We start from the raw sequence: 26,905 nt of genomic DNA on the forward strand, positions 1-26,905 counted from the left end.
TCAATAGTGAAATAATGAAGTTAAGCTATCTGTTAGACAGCTCCCTTCATTATTATGTCCTACCTAATTAAAAGAAATCATAAATAAACGGTTCTTGTACCGGTACTAACTTCTCAAATGTTCTTATCTCTTCTTCACTTCCGTTTATTACCTCTAGTTCATGTAATTCTAACGGACGTTTGTAGCCAAACATTATTGTAGATAACGCATTAATATCTAATCTAATTCCTTTATTTAATGTCTCTTCTTTTATAAATGATATTTCATTGTTTGTAAGCCTCACTGTTACGTTATTCCACGGAGCAAATGAATCTGTAATATGTAACATTACTTCTTGCTGCGCATCGTTCCAGTTAAACTCATATTGATTAATGAACTGCTGCACATCTACTATTCTTCCCATGAAATATGGAGTTACTTCCGCTTTTACTCGTGGCTCTTGTAACGTGTAAAGTAACGGTTCTTTTTCACTTAATATCATTTCTAGCTCTTTAATCATAGAATCGTGCTGACATATAAAATTCCAAAGACCATTTCTTGCTTCGTTATGTAACGGAACAAATTCTTCTACTGTCATTTTATAATTTTCTATTTTATATAAAATGTAACCAGATGCCGTTTTATTTTCATCATAGTAAACCGCTAATGTTAAGTCATGATAGACCGCTTGTAACCACCATTTTTCTCCGCGAACTAACATGCCTGTAAAACGTTCTGCAAACGTTTCATAAATTTTCTCAACTTCTTCTGGATGATTTTCTTTATCGAAACGTTTTACAGTACCTTTCATTTGTTTTTTCATTACTAAATCGCTCTTCTCTATATGACATACAAGGCGATTCGCACAAAGTTCCCAGCCGTATTTGCGGTAAAATGAAACTGCAAATGGATGTAGCATCGATACAGTGTATCCATCTTTTTTCATCGTTTGAAGTGCGTGTTTAAGTAGCTCTTTTACATACCCGCTTCTTCTATACTCTGGATACGTCGCTACCCCTGCAACACCGCCCATTTTAAATTTTTCTTTGCCTATGTAAATATGAAACGGAATAAGATGTAGTTTTGCCGCTAAGTCTTCATCTTCCATAATGCCGTATATTTCATGACTTTCCTTCATTCGTGTAAGTTGCTGCTGCAATCGCTCCTCATTTACTTTATATTGAAAAGCGTATTCTGATAAACGTAATGCTTCTCTGAACTTATCTTCTTTTAATTGTATGACGGTCATATAATTCTCCTCCATTCCTTGTTTGAATTGTACCATAATTCTTAATATTATAGTTCGGTAAGTGAAATTATACGTACGTTTGAACAAAAGATATCGATTTAACAGCAACCTAACATAAAAAGCAGATACATTACGTATCTGCTTCTCATCATTTTATTTAGCTAACTTTTGAAGTTCTTCGAAGAATGTAGGATATGATACGCCTACTGCTTCTGCGTCTTCAATTGTTGTTTTTCCTTCTGCTAGACAGCCAGCAATCGCAAGCATCATTCCGATGCGGTGATCACCGTAACTATTTACTGTATTGCCTTTTAGGGCTGATTTTCCGTAAATGATCATGCCGTCATCAGTTGCTTCTATGCGAGCTCCTAGTTTCGTTAACTCAGCAACGACCGTATCAATACGGTTTGTTTCTTTTACTTTTAATTCGTGTGCATCTTTAATAACTGTAATGCCTTCCGCTTGCGTTGCCGCTAATGCGATTACAGGAATTTCATCGATTAATCTTGGGATAATATCCCCGCCAATTTCGATTCCTTTTAATGAAGATGTTTCAATCGTAATGTTTGCAGCTGGTTCTGATGCGCCTTCATGAATTGGCTCTACATTGAACGTAGCACCCATTTTCTCTAAAACATCAATAATACCTGTACGAGTTGGATTCATCCCTACATTTAGTAATACTAGTTTACTTTTTGGAATAATTGCACCTGCTACTAAGAAAAATGCTGCTGATGATACGTCACCTGGCACTTGAACGTCTGTTGCTGTTAACTTTTGTCCGCCTGCTAGTTTAACTGTTTTTCCTTCACGAATTACCTTAACTCCAAATGCTTCAAGCATTCTTTCTGTATGGTCGCGTGAAATATGCGGTTCTGTAACAGCTGTTACACCTGCTGCACGAAGACCTGCAAGTAAAATAGCTGACTTTACTTGTGCACTTGCTACAGGTGAAGTGTACTGGATTGCTTTTAAATCTCCGCCACGTATTGTAAGCGGCGTAAACGTTCCTTCTTCTCGGCCATCAATTTTTGCGCCCATTTGTTTTAATGGATTTGTTACACGTTTCATCGGTCTTTTTGCGATAGACGCATCACCTTGTACGCAAGAGAAAAATGGTGTGTTTGCTAATATTCCTGACATTAATCGTATCGTTGTACCAGAGTTACCGACATCTAATACCGCTTTCGGTTCTTGTAAACCTTCTAATCCTTTACCAACTACAGTGACTTCATCGCCATTTTGCGTAATGTCTACTCCCATTTCTTTAAAGCAAGAAATCGTACTTAAACAATCTGCACCAGGTAGGAAACCTTTAATTGTTGTTTTTCCTTCTGCAATTGCGCCGAACATAACAGCGCGGTGTGAAATGGATTTATCACCTGGGATTGTAATGTTGCCACTCAATCCGCTATTTACAGTTTGTATCGTTCTTTCTTTCACGTTTTCACCTTCTCATTTAAATTGTTTCATAAGTTTGGTATTCTTCTTGTCCAAGCGCTAGCTTTGCTTTCATACGATCTTCTTCTCTTTGGAAGCTAATACGTAATACCCCAAGCAATCCTTCTCGCGCTTCTAATATTTGCAAGTTCGTAATACTAATTTCTTCTCGCGCTAAAATACTCGTAATATGAGCCAATGCCCCTACTTTATCTAAAACATCAACATATAAGTCGTGATAGGCAGGAATTGCACCGCTCTTTCGTACTGGTAAAGAATCACGGTATTCTTTCGCGTCTGCAAAATAGTTTTGAATCTCGCCTGCGTCTCCAGTAGAAACTGTATGATATAATTCTTCCATTTCAGAGATCCACTCTTTTAATAATACCATTAAATGCTCACGATTTTGCTTTACAATATCACTCCACATTTTCGGGCTACTAGATGCGATGCGTGTAATGTCTTTAAACCCACCAGCAGCTAGTTGATGAATGAGCGGATTATCTCCTGCATGTTTCTCAACTTGCTTTACTAATCCTGCCGCGATAAGATGCGGAAAATGACTAACTATCCCTGTTACATAATCATGTTCTTCTGTATTTAAAACAAGAAAATGTGATCCTGTTCCTTTTAACCAACCTTTTAACTCTTCCACTTGTTCATTTGGCACATGATTCATCGGTGTTAAAATGTAAAATGCATTTTCAAATAAATGTGCTTTTGCACTTTCAACGCCAGTTTTATGAGAACCTGCCATTGGATGTCCACCAATAAAAGAAACTTCCTTTGAAAATAAAGCTTCCGCTTCATTCATAATCGTTCCTTTTGTACTACCAACATCGGTCACTATAACATCTTCTCGTAAACGAAATGACGCTAATTTGTGTAATAGCTTCTTCGTTTCTTCAACTGGAGAAGCAAAAACAATTAAATGTGCCTCTTCACATACACGCTGTAAATCTACTGCTACTTCATCTACTACATGTAATTCTTTCGCGCGTTCTACTTGTTCTTGAAAAATATCATAACCTGTTATCGTTACATCGTGCTCTTTCTTAATTGCTAATGCGAGAGACCCTCCTATTAAACCTGTTCCAATTAATACTACCTTTTTACACATTTGCCTCATCTCGAGACTTACTTTTTTTATTTTCAAAGTGTTGTTTTAACACTGAAATCACTCCTTCATTTTGCTCCCTTGTTCCGACTGTAATACGGACACCATTCGGGAACGGACGAATAATAAATCCTGCGTGTGCACAAGCTTCATAAATCTCTCCAGCATCATCTATCGGCAAGAAGATGAAATTTGTTTGTGACGGATAAAATGGAATTTCGTTTTCCTTACAAAAACTTTCATATTGTTGTAGTCCCTCTGTATTAACACGAACTATTTTTTCAATAAACCCGTCATCACCAAAAGCAATCGTCGCTGCTTTTTGCGCTAATGAAGATACGTTAAATGGCAAACGTACGACATTCAATTTCTCGACTAACTCTTCGTGTCCAATCGCATATCCAACGCGGAAAGAAGCTAATCCGTACGCTTTAGAAAACGTTCTAAGTACAAGAATGTTTTTATGTTTTTCTAAAAGCGGGAATGTCACAGGGAAATCTTTTGCTGTTACGTATTCATAGTACGCTTCATCAATGACAATTAACGTATTTTCACTAATCCCCTCAATAAATTGAGTTAATTTCCGCTCATTTACATATGTGCCTGTCGGATTGTTCGGATTGCAAATCCAAACGATTTTTGTATTGTGATCCACTGCTGACGAAATTTCGTCTAAGTCGTATACACCGTTATTTAAAGCAACTTCTTTCACTTCACAGCCTTCAATAATTGCATGGTGACGGTACTGCGGGAATGTTGCACCAGCCGTTACAATGTTATCTCCAGCTCGTAATACGGCGCGGCTTATTATTTGAATGACTTCATCTAGACCACTACCACAAAGTACTTGTTCCATTTGAACATGTAACTTATCTGCGATTGTTTGACGTAGCATTGTAGCACCTCCGTCAGGATATAAAGCATGTTCCAACCACGATTTTTGCAATTCTTCTAAAACACGTGGTGAACAGCCGAATGGATTTTCATTCGATGCTAATTTCACAAATGCATGATCTCCGTACACTTCTTTCATTTGTTCAGGTGATTTACCTGGTTTATATGGTTGTAATGATGATAGTTGATCTTTTACTTGCATGTTAAACCCACCCTTTTATTAAAATTCTTTTGCGTATTTATTATGTTGCATAATATTTTGCTGAATTAGTTCCATACGATCTTTTCCGAATTGTTCGACTAGTGCATCTGCAAGTTCCCATGCTACAACAGATTCAGCTACAACACCTGCTGCTGGCACTGCGCAACTATCAGACCTTTCAATGCTCGCTTGGAATGCTTCTTTCGTATCAATATCAACACTTGCTAACGGTTTATATAATGTAGGAATTGGCTTCATCACGCCTCTTACGACAATTGGCATTCCCGTTGTCATACCGCCTTCTAAACCGCCGGCATTATTCGTTTTTCTCGTGTATCCTTTTTCTTCGTCCCATAAAATTTCATCGTGCACTTTACTTCCTTGCTGTCTTGCCGCTTCAAAACCAATGCCAATTTCAGCACCTTTAAATGCATTAATACTCATAATCGCACCAGCAAGTTTTGCATCTAATTTACGATCATAATGAACGTAGCTACCAACTCCAATTGGCATACCTTCTGCAATTACCTCAACAATACCACCGATTGAATCTCCGCTACTTTTCGCATCATCAATCGCATCCATCATTTCTTGTTCTACTTCCTTATCTAAACATCGAACTGGTGAGCTTTCAGTAATCGTTTGAATTTCTTCAATCGGTAAGTGAGTAATATGCTTCGCTTTTACTCCACCAATTTCAAGGACATGCCCTGCAATTTCCACACCTAATTCTTTCAAAATTTGTTTCGCAACTGCACCAGCTGCAACTCTAACTGTCGTTTCTCTTGCAGAAGAGCGCTCTAACACGTTTCTTATATCACGATGGCCGTATTTAATTGCACCGTTTAAATCCGCATGTCCTGGACGTGGTTTCGTTATAGTACGTTTCATTTCTTTACTTTCTTGTTCTGTAATCGGTTCTGCGCCCATTACTTTCGTCCAATGTTTAAAATCATCATTTTTTACGATTAACGTAATCGGTGAGCCGAGCGTCATCCCGTGACGAACACCACTTACAATTTCAACAGTATCTGTTTCAATTTGCATGCGTCTTCCGCGACCATGCCCTTTTTGTCTTCTTAATAATTCTTTATTAATATGTTCCGCTGTTAATGTTAAACCTGCTGGTACACCTTCTAAAATAACGGTTAACTGCGGCCCATGTGATTCTCCAGCTGTAATGTATCTCATTTCTCTTGCCCCTTTACTATTTTTTTGTACAAAAAAGTCCCTACTGAGCGCTCAGTAGGGACGATGTTTATCGCGGTACCACCCTAGTTGTAGACAACCGTCGTCTACCTCTCTTCTTCTTTAACGATCGTTTGACCGTCTCCCTCCAATGAGCGGCGGGAAAGATGCTCCAAGGCTGTAATTCATGCTTCTCTTTGTACTGATTCACACCGACCATCAGCTCTCTGTAACAGTGAGATAAGCACTACTGTTTCCTCTTCAGCGCATATATGATATGAAATTAAGATAATTTATTTTTGAAACCTTTTAACTCATCCATGAATCTATGGAATTCTGGAATGTCCATTTGTTGTGCAGAATCTGATAATGCAACAGCTGGATCTGGATGTACTTCAGCCATAACTGCATCCGCTCCAATTGCAAGTGCCGCTTTCGCTGTTGGTAATAATAAATCTCTACGTCCTGTTGAATGCGTTACGTCAACAACTACTGGTAAATGTGTTTCTTTCTTTAAAATCGGTACTGCTGAAATGTCTAATGTGTTACGTGTTGCTCTTTCGTATGTGCGGATACCGCGCTCACAAAGAATAATTTGGTCGTTACCTTGCGCAATAATATATTCCGCTGCGTTAATGAACTCATCAATTGTTGCTGCTAATCCACGTTTTAATAATACTGGCTTATTAACTTTACCTACAGCTCGTAGTAAGTCGAAGTTTTGCATGTTACGTGCGCCAACTTGAATTACATCAACGTATTCTAATGCCATTTCAACATCGTTCGGATTTAAAATTTCACTAATAATCGCTAAGTCGAACTCATCTGCTACTTGGCGTAAAATTTGTAATCCTTCTACTCCTAAACCTTGGAAATCGTATGGAGATGTTCTCGGTTTGAAAGCACCACCGCGCATTAATTTTAAGCCTTGGTCTTTCATCGCTTGCCCTACTTGGCGAACTTGCTCTAAGCTTTCTACCGCACAAGGTCCCATAATGAACGTTTGTGTTCCGTTTCCAATCAATTCACCTTTCACATTAACGATTGTATTTTCTTGTTTCTTTTTACGTGATACTAATAACGCCTTACGGTTATCATCTTCTTGTAATTCTAAGCTAGCTTTGAAGATCGTTTTGAAAATATGTTGAACTGTTGATGTTTCGAATGGTCCTTCGTTATTTTCTGCGATCATATCAAGCACTTCACGCTCACGTACTGGATCAAAGCGTTTCGTACCTTGTACTTGCTTTTGCTCCCCAATTTTTTGAACGATTTCACCACGTTTGTTTAAGAGGTGTAATAGTTGTAAGTTAATTTCATCTACCTGTTTACGTAATTGATCTAATTCATGATTTGCCATTTGGAAATCCTCCTCTAATGTTTAAAAGTATAGTAAGAGAATGAAAAATTCTCTATTTTCTGAACTGGTTAATTATACAAATTTAAAGTGGAATCGATACCTCTTCTTATTGTAAACTAATAATTACCATAAAGACACTATCTACTAGTTAAAAACCCACTTTTTTTGTACAAAAAATCCCTACTGATTCAATCAGTAGGGACGATATTTATCGCGGTACCACCCTAGTTGTAGACTTCTTTTGCCTACCTCTCTTCATTGTTAACGATCAATGTGACCGTCTTTCCCTTCATAAAGATACATATCTTTACTACGAAAAAGATGCTCCAGGACTGTAATTCGCTCTTGTTTTTGTACTGGTTCACACCAACCACCAGCTCTCTGTTACAGGGAAACAACAACTACTGCTTTTCCTTTCAATGCATGACTATTTTATTTTCAAGTTGGACCACTAAAATACAAAAAGTCCCTACTGAATAAATCAGTAGGGACGATATTTATCGCGGTACCACCCTAGTTGTAGACTCACTTTCCGTCTACCTCTCTTCACTGTTAACGATCAACTGACCGCCTTTCCTTCATAAAGATGCAAATATCTTTACTACGAAAAAGATGCTCCAAGACTGTAATTCATGATTATCCCTGTACTGGTTCGCACCAACCACCAGCTCTCTGTTACAGTAAGACTAACCACTACTGTGATCTCTTCATTGCACTTTGTTTATTCAAATGTTTTTGAAATTGAATAAGTATGATTCGTATTATAGAACGCATTTCAAAACACTGTCAACAACTTTTTATATATTTTTTCAAATTCCGCTTTTTCCCTATAATTCTTCTTGTACATTCGCCATTACAATTCCGATGCGAATTATCTCATTTTCTATTAAATTTAATACATGTTTTTCTATTCCAAACTGGGCTAACAGATCATTAATTTGTATGATTTCATTTTCAAGAAAATCTGCTTCCTGCCGTGTTTGTAGTAAAGTGAAAAACACGTTTGCATACATTTCTTTATACGCTTTCATACTCTCTTTCTTTTCAAGCATTTCAATAAATAACTGCTTCATTTCCTCCCCCCTACATTTCCCATTTACATCTAAAAATGTACGAGACATAATACATAATCCTTTTTCTATAATCTCATCCATGTATAAAATAATACGTAAAATCATTACATATTCTCTCGTTGTTATCTCACCCATTTTGGGTCTTTCTCGTAAAAATATACTGAGCCAAGCTGTCCAAAATTTTTGTTGTTCTTTTACACTTAATGTTTTGACGTAATAGCATAAATGCTGCATAAATTTAATTTTATTTTCTTCATTTTCTTGTATGAGTAGAGGGTATAACCAATCTGTTTTTTGCTCCCAATACAGTACACATTTAATAAATACAAAACTAAGCCACTTTAAGAAAGCTTCCCTCGTATGCGGATGTAAAACTTCCAAATGTTCTACTGCATACTTAATAAATCTCTTCATTTCTGTAAATAAAGGTAAATTAATTTGCGTATAACATAAACCGGCCCACGCATATTTTGTAATCTCATTTTCTTTCTTTAAATCTAAGTACGGTAACAAATATTTTCGGCACCATTGCTTCTCGATATGATATAAAAATGTAATATCCGCTATTAAACGTGCAAACATAAAGTTTGTCTGTTCTGAACTACTTCTTACTTGTTCTTCAAATAAAAATAAATATTCATATACATTGCGATCGTATAAATGATCGTATGCTAACAATTTTAATAATACAGCTGTCATTTTTCCAACAGGATGCTGAATCGATTCATTGTAAAAGTCTTGTTTACCAAGGTTAAAATCCGTTTCCCCTTTCATCACTTGAGGAAATACTGAAAAAGCAAAACGTTTTACAATCCGTATACTATTCTCCTCTAACTCTTCTAATCGATTACTAATTTCATATAGAAAACTACTAATTAACCAATGAAAGGCAGTATTTCTCACAAATTTCTGCAATAGTGGAATAATTTTTTGGATTTGCTCATTTGTCAAACCTCGGTTATTTCTCCACTCTCTAATACAAACAAACCATACCTCATTACTTATTTCTTGTACACCTACTAACTGGTATGCAAATGAAATACTCCACTCTATATTCAATTTACATGCTTTTGATAACATCTCTAAAAAATGACGTTGTTCAAAAACACCGTCTTGAGAAAATTGCCGAACTTGTTTCATAATTTCATCGTCTTTCTGCTGCAATAATCCATCAGCCGTTACATTACAAGTAATACTTTGTTCTGTGGGCTCTTTCTTTTGTACACTATATCGATCAGAATGAAAGTGTGGATGTTTCTGTTTCATTAACTCGTATCCTTTTGCTGTAGATGGACTATTCGAATCACATGTGAATAATAAGTCTAAAACAAGACATACATCAAACGCCCTTTCCTCTGTAAGATGCTTCATTACAGCTTGAATGACTTCCTCTTTTGTTTCTTCTAAAGAATGTGCATAATGTCTTTTTAAAAGTTGAAAAACTTCGTGTTTATAAGTGAAATTTAACAGAAGCCCTTCATGTAACAACCATTTCATTTTGTCATCTACACTAACGAATATATTTTTATTCATCGCATCAATTGCGATTTGCTTTTGAAGTACACTATTTGTTTCTATCATTTCTGTAATATAATAATTCACTTTTTTCTCATTATTTTCACATAAATAAGTTAAACACTCTTTTACAATTTGAATTAAAAATGCAAGGTCATTTTGGTGAAACTCTTTCTCCTCATTTTCCTTATCTCTTTTTTTCAGTGCTGTTTGTCTTAATGACAACAGTCGCATCTTCTCTAATCCCATCATCATAATTGGAACAGCGTAATACGAAATATACGGTCTCATCTTTTCATTCCAAATTTGATCCACATGAGAAAACGTAGACACTGGTAAACGACTCGATTCTTCGAGTTCTATTGATTCTTGCGTATCATTCCCCCATTTTCTTACACGCTTCAACTTAAGTTTTCCGTCTAAAATAAACGTTAGCAACAATAAAGCAATCTCTTTATGCTCAGGAAAAGAACATTTTTGCAGTAAGTAAGAAATTTTTTCTATAGAGCTACTATCTTTTTCAGCTGTTTCTATCAATAGGAGTGTCCACCTTGCAAACAACACCGGATCCATCTTAATCTTCGTTTCGTTTAAGTAGCTACAAATTGTTCTCCATAATAACGGGGATATTTTAGAATAATTTTTAAACATCAATTGAAATAATTCTTTTTGATGACTAAACAGAAATTGCTCCACTAGCCATTCCGCAAGCAATTCATCTACTTCATCATAGTTTGGCGTAAGCAAAAATAAATTTCGTAATTTCCCTTCTGTTTCAAGCCATTCTACCCATTCGTAATCTCGGGCAAATTCAACAAAATATCGAACAGTTTCAATTTTTTTAATTGACTGCTTTATGTATGATAACTGTTCTTGCTCTACTGATGGTGGCACAGTTACAATATCCCGGATGCGCATTCTTTTTGTAATATAATTGTCACCCATTAACTCTGCCCAACGCTTCACCGCTTTGACGAGGGATTGATGATTATTTGCTTTATTCGGATACACAATTGGTCTTATCCCTAAATGCTCCCAATGATATGTATTTTCTCCTTGTGCGACAAAAGCATACCGCCTTGTACTTGGTGGTAAACCAGTTGCTAAATATTTCATTACTGGGTCATTATGGCTATATCCAACGAATAAAACGGTGTAATTCGAGAATAAATCAACTAAAAACCTTCTCGCCCATCCTTCCGTTAAGTAAGCCCTTCCAAAATCACCGTCTGTCAAAATTAAAGCCTCTTTCTCTTGTTCTACATTGCCGTGTATATAAGCGAGTCCTTTAAAAGCCCTCCCAGTCGGTAAAGCTGGAGCGTAATAAACATTAATTTCTCTATTTATTTCTTTAATTGCAGTTGTAAAATGTTGATCAAAGTTTGTTGTTACAATGCGGACATCTGTATCTAAAGGAAATAACCTTGGAATTGCATAATGCAGTGGATTCGGTTTTGATTTTTCTATATGAACAAGATCCCTTGCAACTTGATGTACATCTTTTGTTTTCGCAATTTTACCAAGATAATAATCATGCGGTTCTGTTATTTCACGTTTTTCGACATATAACGTTTTCGCAATTTCATCAACTAAATCATCAAAATTCGGTAAGTTTGATTTCCCTTTCATAGAAACTCCCGCTCCAACAAATAACACTAACTTTCCTTGCTCAAGGTGATCGATTAACTCATCTGGAATTTCTACTTCTGAAGTAATCCACATTTGGATCCCCCCTTACCTAAAAATGTCATATACTCTCATTTTACTATAACATTCTTTCGTTGTTTTTATAATATTTAGACAAAACTTCAAACATGAAAAAGTTTTATCTAAATACATCCGTTACAATGTATGAACTCCTGAATTTATTGAAAAACTATGTATAAATTGGAGGTGTAAATATTGAATGATTTCACAGTAGTGCTTATCAAATTTATATCGTGCATTATCGCATTTAGTATTGGACTCGCTTTATTTTTCCCTGCAACGTTCGTCCAAATTATTTCATTCAGTCTCTTCGTTACAATCGTATCTTATATGTTCGTTGATAAAATTATTTTAAATCGAATTGGCAATACTGGTGCCATTATGACAGATTTCTTACTAGCGTATTTAAGCGTTTGGATTTTCGGTAATATTTTATTAGACAACTATATGCAAATTGCATGGGGCAGTATCCTTTCTGCGATTGTCTTCACATTATCAGAAGTAATCGTTCATCGCTTCTCTAACTCCCACACAAGGCACAACAACGATAATATTCGTATTAATCGCCGCTTTGCATATGGTACGGAGTTTGCTGAAGAACAGAATGTATTGGATAAAGATAAGAAGAAATAACGTTTTGGTGAAGGAGCCCCCTTTTGATCATGTGGTGCTCCTTTTTCTGTATTGTAAATTCGGTACATGAAATTACATCGGCGATTTTTTAAATATATCGATTTACCGACTTATTTCGACAACTGTCCACGGACATGAAACTCTAAACTATATAGACAAGAAAGTGGATATTACATGAGTCACTTTTGTTAGAAATCCAAAATATTATCACGTTTTAAAGATACTGTTTTTTTATAATCTACTTTTGTTTTCAAATAATCACGCATTTCTTCAGCAATTGCATCCTAACTCCGTTCGCCATTTTCATATTAATGTACAGTTTTCCATTTAAACGCCTCTATATACTTTTGAAATATTGTTACATTTTTCCTCATAAAAATATCCCCTCCAAGTACAGTGTAAAAAACTACATTAAAAATGTAGTTTTTTACACTATCTCCTTTAAGGGGATAAGCAACCTTTATGAGTTATTGACTAAATCATACTTCTTATTTATCAACTTGTTCATGCTTTTTTCTGGGCTTAAAACAAAACCATTTTAATTTTCACGATGCGTCTTCGAACTGACTATTGTATAGATCCGCATAGAATCCTTTTTCTGCAATTAACTCTTCATGATTACCACTTTCAATAATATCTCCGTCTTTCATAACCAAAATCACATCGGCGTTTCTAATTGTTGAAAGTCTATGTGCAATAACAAATGATGTTTTACCCACCATCAACTTATCCATTGCTTCTTGAATAAGCGCTTCAGTACGGGTATCAACGGAACTAGTAGCCTCATCTAAGATAAGTAACGGTGCTTTTTTTACCATTGCCCTTGCAATAGTAAGAAGCTGTTTTTGCCCTACAGATAAACTCGCTTTATCATTTAATGCTGTATCGTAACCTTTCGGCAAAGTTCTAATAAAGTGATCCAAACCTACTGCCTTACAAGCTGCAACTACTTCTTCATCAGTTACATCTTCTTTGTTATAAATGATATTTTCCTTAATCGTACCTTCGAATAACCAAGTATCTTGTAACACCATACAAAATAGGTCGTGAACATTTTTACGGGTAATCGACTTAGTCGGCACATCCTCAATCTTGATTTCTCCGCCATCTACTTCATAGAAACGCATGAGGAGATTAACAAGCGTTGTTTTCCCAGCACCAGTAGGTCCGACAATTGCAACTTTTTGGCCGGCTTTTATATGAGCAGAGAAATCTTTAATAATAAGCTTCTCTTTCGTATATCCAAACTTAACGTTTTTAAATTCCACATTGCCTTTGACATCATTGGCATCTAAAATAGCTTCTTTATCACTTTCGTCTTCAAGTTCATCTTCGTCTAAGAATTCAAATACACGTTCGCTTGCTGCAGCAGTTGACTGCAAACTTGTAGCTGCCTGTGCTAACTGGGACAATGGCTGCGTAAATAAGCGAATATAAACCATAAATGAAACGATAACACCAAATGTAATGGTACCATTCATCGCTAGTGTAGCACCTACTACACAAACAACAACATAGCCTAAATTTCCAATAAAGATCATAAGGGGCATCATCATCCCCGACATAAACTGTGATTTCCACGCACTTTTAAAAAGACTTTCATTGATTTTATTAAATTGTTGCTTCGCTTCTTTATCACCATTATAAACCTTCACTACATCATGCCCTGAATAGATTTCTTCAATATGACCGTTCATTCTACCGAGGTCTTTCTGCTGGCGTATGAAATATTTTTGAGATTTGGATATGATGAAAATCATTAATACAAACCCAACGGCTGTTGCAGCAATAGCAGAAAGTGTCATCGTAACATTAATAGAGAACATCATAATTAAAGACCCTAAGAACATAACGACCGCTGTCACTAACGAACCAACACTTTGGTTTAAAGTCTGACCAATCATATCCACATCATTCGTGACACGACTTAACACATCTCCATAGGTTGTAGAGTCAAAGTATTTTAATGGTAATTTATCGATTTTGTCCGCAATATCCGCACGTAACCGTTTGGATACTCGCTGAGTAATAGTAGCCATAATAAACGACTGAATATAGCTGAAAATAAAACTCAATCCGTACAAAATAGCAAGAAGCAGAGCAATATTTCCTATAGCCGTAATATCAATCTTACCTGCAATACCCTCCGTAATTAAATCGGTTATCTCACTAAGCATATTAGGTCCAATGATAGTGAAAATGGTTCCTACAGCTGCCAAAACAAGCGCAAAGATAATCGCTGGTAAATATGGTTTACAATAGGCAATTAACTTTCCCCACGGCTTTTTAAAGTTCTTTGGCTTTTCTCCAGGAGCTACCATTCCTCCAGGACCACCGGTACCTTTTCGAGGACTATTTGTTTGATTATTACGCATTTCCCAGCTCCTCCTTCGATAGTTGTGAATAGGCAATTTCCTGATAAGTCTTACAAGTTTCTAACAATTCACTATGTGCTCCCATACCAACGATTTTACCTTCATCAAGTACGATGATTTTATCAGCATCTTTAATCGTTCCAATTCGCTGTGCTACAATCAAAGTGGTTGCATCTTTCGTTTCTTTTTTCAAGGTAGAACGAAGTTGACGGTCTGTTTTATAATCTAGGGCAGAGAACGAATCATCAAAAATAAGGATTTCAGGATTTCTGCTCACTGCTCTTGCAATAGAAAGGCGTTGTTTTTGTCCTCCAGAGAGGTTCGTACCGCCTTGGGCAATATCAGCATTATATTCGCCATCCATTTTCTCTACAAATTCTTTTCCTTGGGCAATTTCCACCGCTTTTTTGATATCCTCATCTGTTGGCGAGATCTGGCCGTTATCCCCGTAGGCAACATTTGATTTTACTGTACCTGAAAATAATACGGCTTTTTGAGAAACGTAACCAAACTTATTATGCAGTGCTTCTTGTTTATATTCTTTCACATTGATTCCGTCGACTATAACCTCTCCCTCAGTAGCATCGTAAAACCTTGGGATTAAATTAATCAGCGTACTTTTACCACTACCAGTAGAGCCAATAAAAGCGACCGTTTCACCTTTATGTGCCGTAAAGCTAATATCTTTTAAAACATATTCTCCTGCATCAGGATATTTAAAGCTAACATTACGCAGTTCGATTTCACCTTCGATTCCCTTAGGTGACGATTGCATTTCTCCATCTGTAATTGTCTGAGGCGTATCTAGTACTTCATTAATACGTGCTGCAGATACTGATGCTCTCGGTAGCATAATGAACGTCATCGCTAATAACATAAACGCCATAACCACCTGCATTGCATAAGATGAAAATACTACCATATCACTGAACAAACCGATTCTATCCATTCCACCTGCGTTCATAATCAAATGAGCCCCAATCCAGTAGATAGAAAGAGTTAAACCCGACATAATTAGACTCATGCCCGGCTGCATAATGGCCATCAGACGGTTCACCAAAAGATTTGTATCTGTTAAATCTTTATTTGCTTTTTCAAATTTTTCCTCCTGATACTCTTGTGCGTTATAGGCATGAACAACACGAATACCAGTTAAACCTTCTCTTGTTACTCGGTTCAGATTATCTGTCATTTTTTGAACTACTTTAAATTTTGGTAGTACAAAAATGATAATGCTGCCTATCATAATAAGCAAAGCAACGACAGCTACTCCTGTTGCCGCTGACCATTCCCAACTTTTCCCTGTGATTTTCAAAATGGCCCAAACTGCAAGGATAGGAGCTTTAATCATAACTTGAAGACCCATTGCAACAGTCTGCTGTATTTGCGTTATATCATTAGTAGAACGAGTAATAAGACTTGCCGTTGAAAAACCATTAATTTCTTCCATAGAGAAAGATAACGTTTTGTCAAATACTCCTTTTCTCAATTCTTTTGAAAGAGATGTTGCTACTCTTGCCGCAAAATAGCCAACAACAACTGACAATATCATACTGCCGAGAGCACATAAAAGCATCTTTCCCCCTGCTGCCCATATCTCGCTCGTTTCGCTACCCTTTGTCTGTACAAGGGTCGTAATTTCAGACATAAAATCTGGTAGCTTCAAGTCTAACCAAACTTGGCCTGCAATGAACACGATACTGGCAACAATAAGTATCCATTCTTTTTGTTTTAAGTACTTAAATATTTTTAACATATTTACATTTCTCCTCATTTTTCGTTAATATGCCAATGATATAGTAAAAACAATTCAAAATAGAATCATCTTCACGTCGTTTAATAATAAAAAATCACCTTTTAAATCTTTTACTTTTTATAGATATTATTTATCCACCCTTTTATAGAGCCCTTTTTTAAGTAACGAAAGTTCTAAAGTATAGTTTTTCACCGACTCATCGAAGGATATCTCCTTCGCGAAATTTTGAATAAGATTGTGAAACGTCACCGCCGTGATAATCTTCATGACATGAAATATTTCTCGTTCATCTGCAATGTTTAATTTTTCTTTATTTATTAAGATCATGATTTCGGACAAGCGATTTTTATGATCATCCTCATTCATATTTCGAGTCAATGTATTTTCAACTTTATAATTCATATTCAAAAAGGCATTTCTAAAAAAGTTTCGATTTTCTAAGTTTTGAAACTTTTTTAGAAGGTATTGGTATAGTTCGAAATATGCATCAAATAAATCACCATCATTTTCTTTTAATATCGAAATCAATTTTTCATTGTCCTTTTTAGTGTGATCATTTAATAAAAAGAAGAAAACATCTTCTTTATCCTCAAAGTATTGATAAAAACTTCCTCTAGGTATTCCAGCATCTTTAATAATGTTGGAAATCGATGCTTCGAATAATGGAACTCTTGAAAATTCTTTCATCGCTGCCTGAATTAATACTTCTTTTTTTTCCCTTTCTAAATTAAAAAATGTTTGTTTAGGCACCCTTCTTCCTCCTATCAAATATGTGACAACATGTCATATATTTTTATAAATATAGCTCTTTTTCATTAGTACTACTCTATAAAAGCAAGAGATGATTTACGTTCTATTAATGAATAATCTTCATTATTCTATTCAAATTTTAATAATTCTATTGCATCCAGTTTTGTAGATAAATTAACAAAATTTGTTTAAGAACATCATTCCCTCTAATCCAACCAACATGTGACAACGTGTCACAAATAGGTATACATCATTATCACATGACAACATGTCATACGTCAACGGAAAAATATGACACGTTGTCATACTCATTTAACTATTATTTATTAGGAATCGACCCAGCTTTTTGGGTTTCTTGATACATAGAGTACCGAATGATAAAGAAGCATATCCTAAAAACATGATATCTGACACTACGAAGATTTAATGTGTAAATCAATGTAATGTTCCATTTCTAGCTTAGTTTTGCTTCAAAAACTCTAATATTTGTGTAATAAACCTTTAGACGTATTAAACATAAATCAACAACTTGTCTTTAAATAAAGTGAAACCTTAATCAGTGGGGGTTTTGTCTATCCCCACTGATTATTAGCCCACACCAATCGGGCTTTTACGGGCAGTTGATCTCCCACCTAACTCCCTCGCATTCGCCGAATTTTGAGGTGGGAGTCTTACTGCCCGCAAATAGCGGGATAAAAAAGAGGCCCCTCATATAGAGACAGCCTATTTCCCATTTACGCTTCCACCTTCAAACCTTTTAATGTAACAACATCAGCAAACGCTCTAAACACTACGTTATGATGTTTCACAATATCTTCAGCACGTAATACTTCTGTATCAAACGTACTATGCGCATCACTCACTAACGTTACTTTATATCCTTCACTAAATGCTCTGCGCGTAGTCGTATCCACACAGTACTGCGTTTGCATTCCTGAAATAATAACGTGCTCAATTCCTTTTTCTTGTAACATTTCGTTTAAGTTTGTTTTATGGAATGAATCTGGCGTCGTCTTTTCAACGATACGGTCTCCTTCTTGCGGAGCAATCGCCGCATGGATTTTCCAGCCATCTGTACCTTTTTCTAACGGATGATCTTCTGGCCCGTTATGTTGGACATAAATAACCGGAATATCATTTGAACGGCATTCCCCAATGAGCTCTTGTAATGTTTGTAAAAACTTTTCCCCATTATGTACTGGCACTCCTGCTGTATACATACCCGCTTGCACATCAATTACTATTAATGCTTTTTTCATTTCACACAACTCCCTTTGTTTGTATAAGCCTTTTTATATTCATTATAATTGTTTATATTCCACCATCCAACAATCTTCTAACTTCCCTTCATGCAGTTCATGTTCCTTTAAAATCTTCACCTTTTTAAATCCGCATTTTTCATAACACTTTATCGCACGTAGATTATTTACTTTAGGATCCATTGCGATTCCTTCCGCTCCCACTTTTTCCATAATGTATGTAATTGCTGCTTGAACGATTTTTGTTCCAATTCCCTTTCCCCAATAAGTCGGTTCACCGATAAATTGGTCCATTCCCCATACATTTTGTAATTCTTTATAGCCATATAACGCTTTCCATTCGGAATCAACTGGGTACATTTGTATGTAACCGATTGGCACGGCATCAAATTCTATTAAACATCTTTTTTCGTAACCGTTTGGATTATGTATAAAATGATCGAGTACCTTTTCTACAGATTGCGGATTATCTCTTCCTTCGTAATACTGTAAAACTTCAGGATCTGTTAACCATTTGGAAATGATCGGTGCATCGTTTTCTATTACGTACCTAACTGATAAACTTTCTTTTTGAAATAGCATGTCGTACCTCTTATTAATTATTTATATTTTTCTTAAGATTAAGTCTTTAATTGCGCCTATTAATGCATATGGTAGTAATGTTATCGCAAAAAACGCTGTAAATACATTAAATTGCGGGATATTATATGGTGTGAACCATTCTGTGAAAAATTGAGAATTTAATATTCTATTTAAAAATTCTCCTCCAGGTCTAAAGTTTGGTGCCCAGGCAATAACTTCACAAGTAATAAATAGTACTTAAACAATTAAAAATGCCCCTAGATAGTGGAACCATGTCCATTTCCATATAGGCTGTGCTTTTTACTGTATCTCTCCTCTTCTTCATCATTCTATTATATTGATTATACACTTTATTTTGTTTGATTATTTAAAAATTCAATTATATATTTTAAAATTAAATTCCACGCAAAAGTCAGCTATAAATACCGATTTTCCAACAGAAGAAACCCAAACATATTAAAGGGTGTTCCATATGTTTGGGTTATTTATTGTTAGTTAATAATTTCATTAATAAGTTGATAAACCTTAATTTAATTGGGTATTATAAAAATTCTCATTCATAGTGTTATGAATTCTTGGTGACCATTTAAAATTCCATTTTACACATTATTTATTTAATTATCTCTAATCCACCCATATACGGACGCAATACTTCCGGGATTATAACTGAACCATCTTCTTGTTGGTAGTTCTCTAAAATAGCCGCTACTGTACGCCCAATAGCTAATCCTGAACCATTTAGTGTGTGTACAAATTCTGGTTTTGCACCTCCTGTACGGCGGAAACGAATACTTGCACGACGCGCTTGGAAATCTTCACAGTTTGAGCAAGAAGAAATTTCACGATATACTCCATAGCTAGGTAACCAAACTTCAATATCATATGTTTTTGCAGCTGGAAATGCCATATCAGCAGTACATAATACGATAACCCGATAAGGTAATTGCAACAATTGCAGTACTCTTTCCGCATTAGCTGTTAATTTTTCTAACTCATCGTATGAATCTTCAGGTTTTGTATATTTAACCATTTCCACTTTGCTAAATTGATGCTGGCGAATTAGCCCTCTCGTATCACGTCCTGCACTACCGGCTTCAGAACGGAAACACGGAGTGTGTGCCGTAAAATTGACAGGCAGATCTTCACTATTTAAAATTTCATCACGATAATAGTTTGCTAGTGGTACTTCAGCCGTTGGAATTAAAGAGTAATCTGTGCCTTCTAATGTAAATACATCTTCTTTAAATTTCGGAAATTGTCCTGTTCCTAATAAACTATCGCTATTTACGATAAATGGTGGAATTACCTCTGTATACCCATGTTCTTCAACATGTAAATCTAACATAAAATTAGCTACTGCTCGCTCTAAACGTGCTCCTAATCCATTGTAATAGACGAAGCGACTTCCCGTTACTTTTGCTGCACGCTCAAAATCTAGTAATCCTAATTTTTCAGCAACTTCCCAATGTGGTTTTGCTTCAAATAAAAATTCATTTATTTCTCCCCACTTACGTATTTCTACATTATCATCTTCTGATGTTCCAACAGGCACCGTTTCATTAGGTATGTTTGGTAACGCTAGTAATATTGTATTTAACTCTTCTTCTACATAACGTAACTCTTCATCTAACGTTTTAATATTTTCTCCTACTTCACGCATTTCACTTATAAGTTCATTAGCATCTTGTTTTTCACGCTTTAAATTTGCAATACGTTCAGATACTTCATTACGTTTACTTTTTAACTCTTCAACTCCTACTAACAATTCACGACGCTTTTGATCTAATTCCTCAAATTTATTTAATTCAAGAAACTCTCCACCACGATTAATCAATTTTTTCTTTACTTCTTCTAAATTTGCACGTAATACTTTTACATCTAACATATCTTATCTCCCCTTTAATTAAATAAATAATCTTTTCAAAATTAGGTTGTTTACTAAATAAAATACAAAAAACTCCCGTCCCTATAAAAGGGACGAGAGTTAACCCGCGTTGCCACCCTAGTTGAAAGCATAGAAAATATACGCTCTCCACTTAAATTATTAACGGCTTTTAGCCGGAAACGATTACTAACTTCGCATTGAAGTGTTCCACATTTCACTCAAGGACGGATTCACAAGTTCTTTCTATCGGTTTACACCACCCACCGACTCTCTAAAAGAAAAAATACTTGTTACTATTTCCTTTCATCACTTTCAAATAATATACATTTCAATTATCATTACTTTACAATAATTCTGTTTACTTATCAAGGAATTATTGCATTTTAAAATAAATAGTCCATATAATCAAACAAAAATAAAATCGGGTATATATAAAATGTCTCACAACACTTTAAAAGCAATAACTTCTAAAAACTGGCGAGAATCTCTTACTTTGTCTGTCTCTCTCCTCATCAACAAAGGTTTGTTTCTGAAATTACTCCTACTGCTGCGATTGTTCTTGCTAAAGCATTCATTAGACCAGATGGTAAAATAATTGAGCATTATGGGATTTACTACAACGAGACAATGGTTGCATTCTTTAATTTACATTATGAAGATAAGAATAAAACAGACTTTTGGATTTTTCATTTTTTCATAGATTGAAAGTACCAAAAACAAGGATTCGGAGCTATTGCTATCGGGGAATTAAAAAATCAATTAGTAAACTCATATCCATCTTGTCAGCGGATTCGTTTAACAGTTCACCCCGACAACATAGCTGGACAAAAATTTTATAAAAAAATGGTATTTGTCGATGAGAATCTTTTAACTTACAATAAGTTTACATATTCATTGTATCTTCACAAATAGATCTGAACTATTCAACCTAGAACAAATCCCCTAAACTATTACTTAACCAACTAAGAGATTGTCCCACATAAAGCGATTAAAAAACTAATACAATTTGGAGATGAGAATTTGAAATCGACATTAATCATTCTTCGAGGAAACTCCGCAAGTGGCAAGACAACAATCGCAAAGGAATTACAAGAACATTTCGGACAAGGTACACTTTTAGTCTCACAAGATGTTGTGCGTAGAGATATGCTAAAAGTACAAGACACGATGGGTAACTTATCTCATGATTTACTATTTGAAATTACGAAGTACGGAAAAGGAAAATGTGAATTTGTTATTTTAGAAGGCATTTTAAACAGTCGTAGATACGGTGATATGCTGAAAGAATTAATACATTATTTTGAAGGAAACGCTTATACATATTACTTCGATTTATCACTCGAAGAAACAATTCGACGACATAATACAAGAGAAAAACGCCATGAATTTGGTGAGGATGCATTACAGAAATGGTATAATCCGCACGATACAATTATAGTGAATAGAGAAACTGTTTTTACAGATGATTTTACGCAAAAAGATATATTTCATGCGATTCTTAATGATGTTACGATGCAAAAATAAGACTGACAGAATGAGTCAGTCTTATTTTTATTATGTACTTTGTATTTCAGTTTTCATTACAGAGCTAACAGAATTTTTACTCATAATTTTTTATTTATATGGCAAACTATATTTAAGCCGTTTGAACTAGCGGCTTCACTCTTCTGGTAATGGGACAGCAATTTTTTGTAATTGACTAACTCATTCCGCCCACTGGCACCGGCAGACGACAAAAATTGTTGTCTGCCGTTTTCATGTATACTTTTCTCACTTCATTTCAAACCATATAGGAATAGTGCGCTTTTCTGATTTTGAAAAGAATGGAAATTGTTTTTTTAAGTAGAAAGGATAAGGTTCTGTCTAATTTTGTATAAAACTTTTTCTTTTCACATATACTATGTTTGAACCTGGTTACCAATACGTGTCCTATTGGTGTCTTGAATTCCTCCTAAGCATCTTTATTCTTTAGATTTTCACGGGATCTGAAGTTTAAAAACCAAACGTACTTTCTAGTTATTCGTAGTTTTTATCCAGAATAAATTCCTCCTAAAAAGGGCGGCAGATACGACTGCATGCCCTTTTTATTTATATTGCTGTCCTATATCCAATAAGGTAGATAAAAACTAATAAATGCAATATTACATATTCTTTTTAGTCCAGATTATGTTAGAATTTCTTATGTTGTTTATTTCATAATCGAATAATGGTTTCGTATCTTATTCAGCAACATGTGAGCTGTATACTAAAAGAAAAGACACCTTTCGGGTGTCTTTTCTTTTTTAATCTAATCAAAAATATTTTTATATTTCTCTAATCTATATTTTTTATTAAAGTAATTTGATTAAGGGCCTCAAGAGTTCTCATCTATATCAACAAATTAATATTTCAATTTCAACCCAAAATTCCAGTACTATATTTCTTCTCTTAAAACTCTTCTATTTTGTTCTTAAATTTGTCAAAACCGACATAAAGTTATACAAACAATATATGATATTATGTTTTTAAGAAACTATGCGTTCCCTTAATCCTGTATCCGGCCCTGTATTTTTACAGGGTCTTTGCTTATTTTATTTGCTTTTATTCATCTTATAATTAAAAACACTTTTCTTTACTATTTTTGTTGCTTTACCTAATCTAATAACGCCCACAATTAAAAGGAGCAAAGGTATTAATACTAAGAGATGCCCTATTCCTGGAGCAAATAATGTTACTGTAGAAAAAGGACCAAATAATTTAGAAAATCCAATTAAAATAATCAATGGTAGCAACCAGTTAAATACTAATATAGACAACGTATTTAGAATCCTACGGAATGCTGTTACTTTATGATTTACCGGTTTGAAAATTCTGTAAATTGACCATGTAATTAAAACAACTATTACCAGTAAAATCACATCAATCATTACATATTTCATAAACGGATTACTATCAGATGTAGAAGGTTCTTCATTATGTACCAGCTTGTTTATCCCCTTTAGGATGGCATCATATTCATTAAGATTAAAATAGTCCATTGCATTGATCTGTAGGCTTATGCCATGCTCCCCATCTAACACAATTTTTGAGTATGTATTGAGTATGTATTTTCTGTCCATCCATTATGGGAGATTCCTTCCTTATTCACTTCCCATCCCATCGCATAGTAGGTATCATTCCCCATCAATGCTGATAGATGATGCATTGTATTCACAGCATTCACTGATAAAATACTTCTCCCCTTAAATTCCCCTTGATTCAATTGTACAATCATGTAATTAGCCATGTCTCTCGCACTGGAAATAAGGTATCCTGAAGAAACAGTTCCTTCATGGATTAATTGCTTTGTCGGTACCTTTAATCCAAATACAGTTTGATATCCCACCGCTATCACATTATTTGCATCATCTTTTGGGCTAACAAAACTATTATTCATTTCAAGCGGCTTGAATATAGATTCATTGATATAATCTTTATAAGATTTATTCGAAACTTCCTCGATAACTAAACCTAAAATGTTATAATTTAAATTCGAGTATTGATATTTTTCACCCACAGGATATGTCAATTCCGTATTCGCCAAGCTCTTAATATGTTCTTTTAATGTTTTATTTCCTTGTGATATAGATACTTGACCATCATTTGTAGAAAGACCACTTGTATGATTCAATAAATGCTGAATGGTGATTTTTTTAGATGCCCCTTCATCTGCAATTTGAAACCAAGGTATGTATGATTGTACTGGTTCTTTTAAGGAGATTTCCCCTTGTTCTACCAACTGCATAATAGCAAGAGCTGTGAACGATTTAGTAGTTGACCAAGAACAATTGGCGTTTGTGGTGTCATTTTTGTCCCATCTGGATGTGAAACACCATATCCTTGTATATATTCCACTTGATCTCCCTTTACGATGGCCAATGAAGCACCAGGAATATTCAGTCTCTCTATCTCATTTTCCATAAACTTGTCAATCTTAGAAATATCCAGACTATCGTTTGTAGACTCGTTTTCATTTGCAAATACAAATTTATTAATACCTACCATTAACATTAGTATAGAGATTATGATTTTACCGATTACAATCTGTTTTTTTCGCATACTCCCACTTTCCTTCACCTGTAAATTTTGTCGTTCGACTTTTTCATCTTTCACATAAAATATTGTTAATCGCTTATTTTTTGTATCCTTCCGTACTATTTTTATGAGGGTTATTTCATTACTTGATCATGCAAAAGTGTCGATATAATTTACATTTTTTCACAAAATATACCTAATATTAACATAAACATTTAAACGCATTCACAATTCCCATTCCATAAACGCCCAATTTTCTGAATAGATTTTCCATTTAATATTTAACAATCCCCACTTGAAAAGCTTTGGTCAGATCAACAAAGTTTTTCAATGAGCTACACAAGCTCAAAAAATAAAAGCCAGTCTCAATCAAGAGAACTGACTTCTATTTGGATCACCATAATTATTATAGAACTTTTACTTTAACAGTTTGTCTTCCCCAATTCATAGCTTTACTTTTCGAACCTACTAAAACATCAATACGATTACCTTTAATTGCACTTCCAGTATCACCAGCGATTGCTTCACCATAATTTTCTACCCATACTTTTGATCCTAATGGAATTACTTTTGGGTCTACTGCAATAATTCTCATATTCGGATTTTCCGTTAAATCATGCCCCATCGCAGTTAAAACGCGTCCACCATACGTACCATTTTCACTTGGATCTGCAGTATACGCTGTCGCTACTACCGTTAATTCACGTTTAGCAGACTGTGTGTGATTTTTAGATACTTCTTGTGTCTTTGCTGCTTCCTTCGCTTTTGCTATTTCCTGCGCTTTCGCTATTTCCTGCGCTTTCGCTTCTTCCTTCGCTTTTGCTATTTCCTGCGCTTTTGCTTCTTCCTTTTCTTTTGCTATTTCCTGCGCTTTTGCTTCTTCCTTCGCTTTTGCTATTTCCTCTACTTTTGCTGCTTCCTTCGCTTTTGCTATTTCCTCTGCTTTTGCCTCTTCCTTCGCTTTTGCTATTTCCTCTGCTTTCGCTTCTTCCTTCGCTTTTGCTATTTCCTCTGCTTTTGCTTCTTCCTTCGCTTTTGCTATTTCCTGCGCTTTCGCTTCTTCCTTCGCTTTTGCTATTTCCTCTGCTTTTGCTTCTTCCTTCGCTTTTGCTATTTCCTGCGCTTTCGCTTCTTCCTGCGCTTTTGCTATTTCCTCTGCTTTCACTTCTTCTTTCGCTTTTGCTGCTTCCTGCGCTTTTGCCATTTCCTCTGCTTTCACTTCTTCTTTCGCTTTTGCTGCTTCCTGCGCTTTTGCTATTTCCTCTGCTTTCACTTCTTCTTTCGCTTTTGCTCCTTCCTTCGTCTTTGTTGCTTCTTTCGTCTTCGCTACTTCTTGTACTTTTAACGCTTTTTGCACTTTCGCTACTTGCTTCGTTTTCTCTCCAACTTTCTTTTCAATTGGTGCTGTACTTGATAGGAAAGAAACATTTGCATAAGCTGTTTTTCCTTTATACTCAAATTGTAGCCATCCATCTTTCACTTGATGCGTTGATTCAATTACATCATCTTTTTTCAGCCTACCAAGAATTTCTGATTCTGTGTTTGCTTCAGAACGGACATTTAACAAATTTGCTGTTACATGATAAACATCTTTTGTAAACTCCGAACTTACAAATACTTCTTTACCATTTAATTCAATTTTCGACCATCCTTCTTCGGTATGTATTACTTTTAACTTTTGTCCTTCTTTTACTTTTTTGACAACTTTTGATTCCGTAGTTGGCTTTTCACGAACGTTGAGTACATCCGCTGTTACGATCGTTTCTGCAGTAGCAGATGTGGTAAAAGCCCCCAATCCAAAAACTGTTACTGTTGCTGCCCCAATTATTTTTTTCATATTAGCCTCCATTGCGTTTTTTGAGTTCAATCAAATACTTCCATGAAATTA

Annotated in this window: 20 protein-coding genes, 1 pseudogene and 4 other annotated features; of the genes and pseudogenes, 3 read left to right on the forward strand and 18 right to left on the reverse strand. The window is 35.3% G+C overall.

Going from position 1 to position 26,905, the window contains the following annotated elements:
• Nucleotides 1-67: 67 nt before the first annotated feature.
• The 7 genes from ACQKNR_RS08410 to ACQKNR_RS08440 all read right to left on the reverse strand — a co-directional run bounded on the left by ACQKNR_RS08410 (nt 68) and on the right by ACQKNR_RS08440 (nt 11,739).
• Complete coding sequence (locus tag ACQKNR_RS08410; RefSeq protein WP_427317032.1) at nt 68-1,243, reverse strand: GNAT family N-acetyltransferase; 1,176 nt, start codon at nt 1,241-1,243, stop codon at nt 68-70.
• 138 nt (nt 1,244-1,381) lie between these two features.
• Nucleotides 1,382-2,671, reverse strand: a complete 1,290-nt coding sequence (gene aroA / locus ACQKNR_RS08415) for a 3-phosphoshikimate 1-carboxyvinyltransferase (RefSeq protein ID WP_427316905.1) — start codon at nt 2,669-2,671, stop codon at nt 1,382-1,384.
• Nucleotides 2,672-2,687: 16 nt separating this feature from the next.
• Nucleotides 2,688-3,788, reverse strand: a complete 1,101-nt coding sequence (tyrA, locus tag ACQKNR_RS08420) for a prephenate dehydrogenase (RefSeq protein WP_427316906.1) — start codon at nt 3,786-3,788, stop codon at nt 2,688-2,690.
• Complete coding sequence (gene hisC, locus ACQKNR_RS08425) at nt 3,781-4,881, reverse strand: histidinol-phosphate transaminase (protein ID WP_427316908.1); 1,101 nt, start codon at nt 4,879-4,881, stop codon at nt 3,781-3,783. Before hisC ends, tyrA begins: the two co-directional genes overlap by 8 nt.
• Nucleotides 4,882-4,899: 18 nt before the next feature.
• A complete protein-coding gene (gene aroC / locus ACQKNR_RS08430; RefSeq protein WP_427316910.1) occupies nt 4,900-6,072 on the reverse strand; it encodes a chorismate synthase in 1,173 nt (390 codons plus the stop codon).
• Nucleotides 6,073-6,125: 53 nt separating this feature from the next.
• Nucleotides 6,126-6,343 (reverse strand) — a binding site (T-box leader).
• 9 nt (nt 6,344-6,352) lie between these two features.
• Nucleotides 6,353-7,429, reverse strand: coding sequence for a bifunctional 3-deoxy-7-phosphoheptulonate synthase/chorismate mutase (locus tag ACQKNR_RS08435; protein WP_427316912.1), 1,077 nt, complete (start codon nt 7,427-7,429; stop codon nt 6,353-6,355).
• A gap of 194 nt (nt 7,430-7,623) precedes the next feature.
• Nucleotides 7,624-7,858, reverse strand: a binding site (T-box leader).
• 54 nt (nt 7,859-7,912) lie between these two features.
• Nucleotides 7,913-8,149, reverse strand: a binding site (T-box leader).
• A 107-nt stretch (nt 8,150-8,256) separates the two neighbouring features.
• A complete protein-coding gene (locus tag ACQKNR_RS08440) occupies nt 8,257-11,739 on the reverse strand; it encodes a DUF4020 domain-containing protein (protein WP_427316914.1) in 3,483 nt (1,160 codons plus the stop codon).
• A gap of 180 nt (nt 11,740-11,919) precedes the next feature.
• Between ACQKNR_RS08440 and ACQKNR_RS08445 the strand changes: the two genes are divergently transcribed.
• Entirely contained in the window at nt 11,920-12,357 is a 438-nt protein-coding gene (locus tag ACQKNR_RS08445) for a YndM family protein (RefSeq protein WP_427316916.1), read from the forward strand.
• A 545-nt stretch (nt 12,358-12,902) separates the two neighbouring features.
• Here the strand turns inward: ACQKNR_RS08445 and ACQKNR_RS08450 are convergent.
• The 7 genes and pseudogenes from ACQKNR_RS08450 to serS all read right to left on the reverse strand — a co-directional run bounded on the left by ACQKNR_RS08450 (nt 12,903) and on the right by serS (nt 20,964).
• The gene (locus ACQKNR_RS08450; RefSeq protein ID WP_427316918.1) at nt 12,903-14,732 is read right to left on the reverse strand and encodes an ABC transporter ATP-binding protein; all 1,830 of its coding nucleotides are present in this window, start codon (nt 14,730-14,732) and stop codon (nt 12,903-12,905) included.
• Nucleotides 14,725-16,488 carry an ABC transporter ATP-binding protein gene (locus ACQKNR_RS08455; RefSeq protein WP_427316920.1) on the reverse strand — a complete coding sequence of 588 codons (1,764 nt, stop codon included), beginning with the start codon at nt 16,486-16,488 and terminating at the stop codon, nt 14,725-14,727. The genes ACQKNR_RS08450 and ACQKNR_RS08455 overlap by 8 nt, the downstream gene beginning before the upstream one ends.
• A 126-nt stretch (nt 16,489-16,614) precedes the next feature.
• Nucleotides 16,615-17,238 carry a TetR/AcrR family transcriptional regulator gene (locus tag ACQKNR_RS08460; RefSeq protein ID WP_427316922.1) on the reverse strand — a complete coding sequence of 208 codons (624 nt, stop codon included), beginning with the start codon at nt 17,236-17,238 and terminating at the stop codon, nt 16,615-16,617.
• Between the two features lie 734 nt (nt 17,239-17,972).
• Nucleotides 17,973-18,497: a cysteine hydrolase family protein gene (locus tag ACQKNR_RS08465; protein ID WP_427316924.1), complete on the reverse strand. Its 525-nt coding sequence runs from the start codon at nt 18,495-18,497 to the stop codon at nt 17,973-17,975.
• Between the two features lie 42 nt (nt 18,498-18,539).
• Complete coding sequence (locus ACQKNR_RS08470) at nt 18,540-19,079, reverse strand: GNAT family N-acetyltransferase (RefSeq protein WP_427316926.1); 540 nt, start codon at nt 19,077-19,079, stop codon at nt 18,540-18,542.
• Nucleotides 19,080-19,100: 21 nt separating this feature from the next.
• Nucleotides 19,101-19,367, reverse strand: a pseudogene (locus ACQKNR_RS08475) (YfzA family protein).
• A 322-nt stretch (nt 19,368-19,689) separates the two neighbouring features.
• A complete protein-coding gene (gene serS / locus ACQKNR_RS08480) occupies nt 19,690-20,964 on the reverse strand; it encodes a serine--tRNA ligase (protein ID WP_427316928.1) in 1,275 nt (424 codons plus the stop codon).
• Nucleotides 20,965-21,049: 85 nt separating this feature from the next.
• Nucleotides 21,050-21,280: a binding site (T-box leader), on the reverse strand.
• A gap of 422 nt (nt 21,281-21,702) precedes the next feature.
• Here serS and ACQKNR_RS08485 point away from each other — a divergent pair.
• Both ACQKNR_RS08485 and ACQKNR_RS08490 read left to right on the forward strand, forming a co-directional pair.
• On the forward strand, nt 21,703-21,876 hold the full coding sequence (locus ACQKNR_RS08485) for a hypothetical protein (RefSeq protein WP_427317034.1): 174 nt from the start codon (nt 21,703-21,705) through the stop codon (nt 21,874-21,876).
• 108 nt (nt 21,877-21,984) lie between these two features.
• Nucleotides 21,985-22,488, forward strand: a complete 504-nt coding sequence (locus tag ACQKNR_RS08490; protein ID WP_427316930.1) for a kinase — start codon at nt 21,985-21,987, stop codon at nt 22,486-22,488.
• 1,046 nt (nt 22,489-23,534) lie between these two features.
• On the opposite strand, the gene ACQKNR_RS08495 is transcribed toward ACQKNR_RS08490, so the two are convergent.
• From ACQKNR_RS08495 to ACQKNR_RS08510, 4 genes are all read right to left on the reverse strand, one after another.
• Entirely contained in the window at nt 23,535-24,062 is a 528-nt protein-coding gene (locus ACQKNR_RS08495; RefSeq protein ID WP_427316932.1) for a hypothetical protein, read from the reverse strand.
• Nucleotides 24,017-24,727, reverse strand: a complete 711-nt coding sequence (locus tag ACQKNR_RS08500; RefSeq protein ID WP_427316934.1) for a serine hydrolase domain-containing protein — start codon at nt 24,725-24,727, stop codon at nt 24,017-24,019. The genes ACQKNR_RS08495 and ACQKNR_RS08500 overlap by 46 nt, the downstream gene beginning before the upstream one ends.
• Nucleotides 24,715-25,041, reverse strand: coding sequence for a hypothetical protein (locus ACQKNR_RS08505; RefSeq protein ID WP_427316936.1), 327 nt, complete (start codon nt 25,039-25,041; stop codon nt 24,715-24,717). Before ACQKNR_RS08505 ends, ACQKNR_RS08500 begins: the two co-directional genes overlap by 13 nt.
• Nucleotides 25,042-25,423: 382 nt before the next feature.
• Complete coding sequence (locus ACQKNR_RS08510; RefSeq protein WP_427316938.1) at nt 25,424-26,854, reverse strand: SH3 domain-containing protein; 1,431 nt, start codon at nt 26,852-26,854, stop codon at nt 25,424-25,426.
• Nucleotides 26,855-26,905: the final 51 nt, after the last annotated feature.

Source organism: Bacillus sp. NPDC094077 (assembly GCF_050279465.1).
GTDB lineage: Bacteria > Bacillota > Bacilli > Bacillales > Bacillaceae_G > Bacillus_A.

Bases quoted from the DNA above. Each gene is read 5' to 3' on its own strand.
- ACQKNR_RS08410 (WP_427317032.1), bottom strand. From the start codon at position 1,243: ATGGAGGAGAATTATATGACCGTCATACAATTAAAAGAAGATAAGTTC.
- tyrA (WP_427316906.1), bottom strand. From the start codon at position 3,788: ATGTGTAAAAAGGTAGTATTAATTGGAACAGGTTTAATAGGAGGGTCT.
- hisC (WP_427316908.1), bottom strand. From the start codon at position 4,881: ATGCAAGTAAAAGATCAACTATCATCATTACAACCATATAAACCAGGT.
- aroC (WP_427316910.1), bottom strand. From the start codon at position 6,072: ATGAGATACATTACAGCTGGAGAATCACATGGGCCGCAGTTAACCGTT.
- ACQKNR_RS08435 (WP_427316912.1), bottom strand. From the start codon at position 7,429: ATGGCAAATCATGAATTAGATCAATTACGTAAACAGGTAGATGAAATT.
- ACQKNR_RS08440 (WP_427316914.1), bottom strand. From the start codon at position 11,739: ATGTGGATTACTTCAGAAGTAGAAATTCCAGATGAGTTAATCGATCAC.
- ACQKNR_RS08450 (WP_427316918.1), bottom strand. From the start codon at position 14,732: ATGCGTAATAATCAAACAAATAGTCCTCGAAAAGGTACCGGTGGTCCT.
- ACQKNR_RS08455 (WP_427316920.1), bottom strand. From the start codon at position 16,488: ATGTTAAAAATATTTAAGTACTTAAAACAAAAAGAATGGATACTTATT.
- ACQKNR_RS08465 (WP_427316924.1), bottom strand. From the start codon at position 18,497: ATGAAAAAAGCATTAATAGTAATTGATGTGCAAGCGGGTATGTATACA.
- ACQKNR_RS08470 (WP_427316926.1), bottom strand. From the start codon at position 19,079: ATGCTATTTCAAAAAGAAAGTTTATCAGTTAGGTACGTAATAGAAAAC.
- serS (WP_427316928.1), bottom strand. From the start codon at position 20,964: ATGTTAGATGTAAAAGTATTACGTGCAAATTTAGAAGAAGTAAAGAAA.
- ACQKNR_RS08495 (WP_427316932.1), bottom strand. From the start codon at position 24,062: ATGGACAGAAAATACATACTCAATACATACTCAAAAATTGTGTTAGAT.
- ACQKNR_RS08500 (WP_427316934.1), bottom strand. From the start codon at position 24,727: ATGCAGTTGGTAGAACAAGGGGAAATCTCCTTAAAAGAACCAGTACAA.
- ACQKNR_RS08505 (WP_427316936.1), bottom strand. From the start codon at position 25,041: ATGCGAAAAAAACAGATTGTAATCGGTAAAATCATAATCTCTATACTA.
- ACQKNR_RS08510 (WP_427316938.1), bottom strand. From the start codon at position 26,854: ATGAAAAAAATAATTGGGGCAGCAACAGTAACAGTTTTTGGATTGGGG.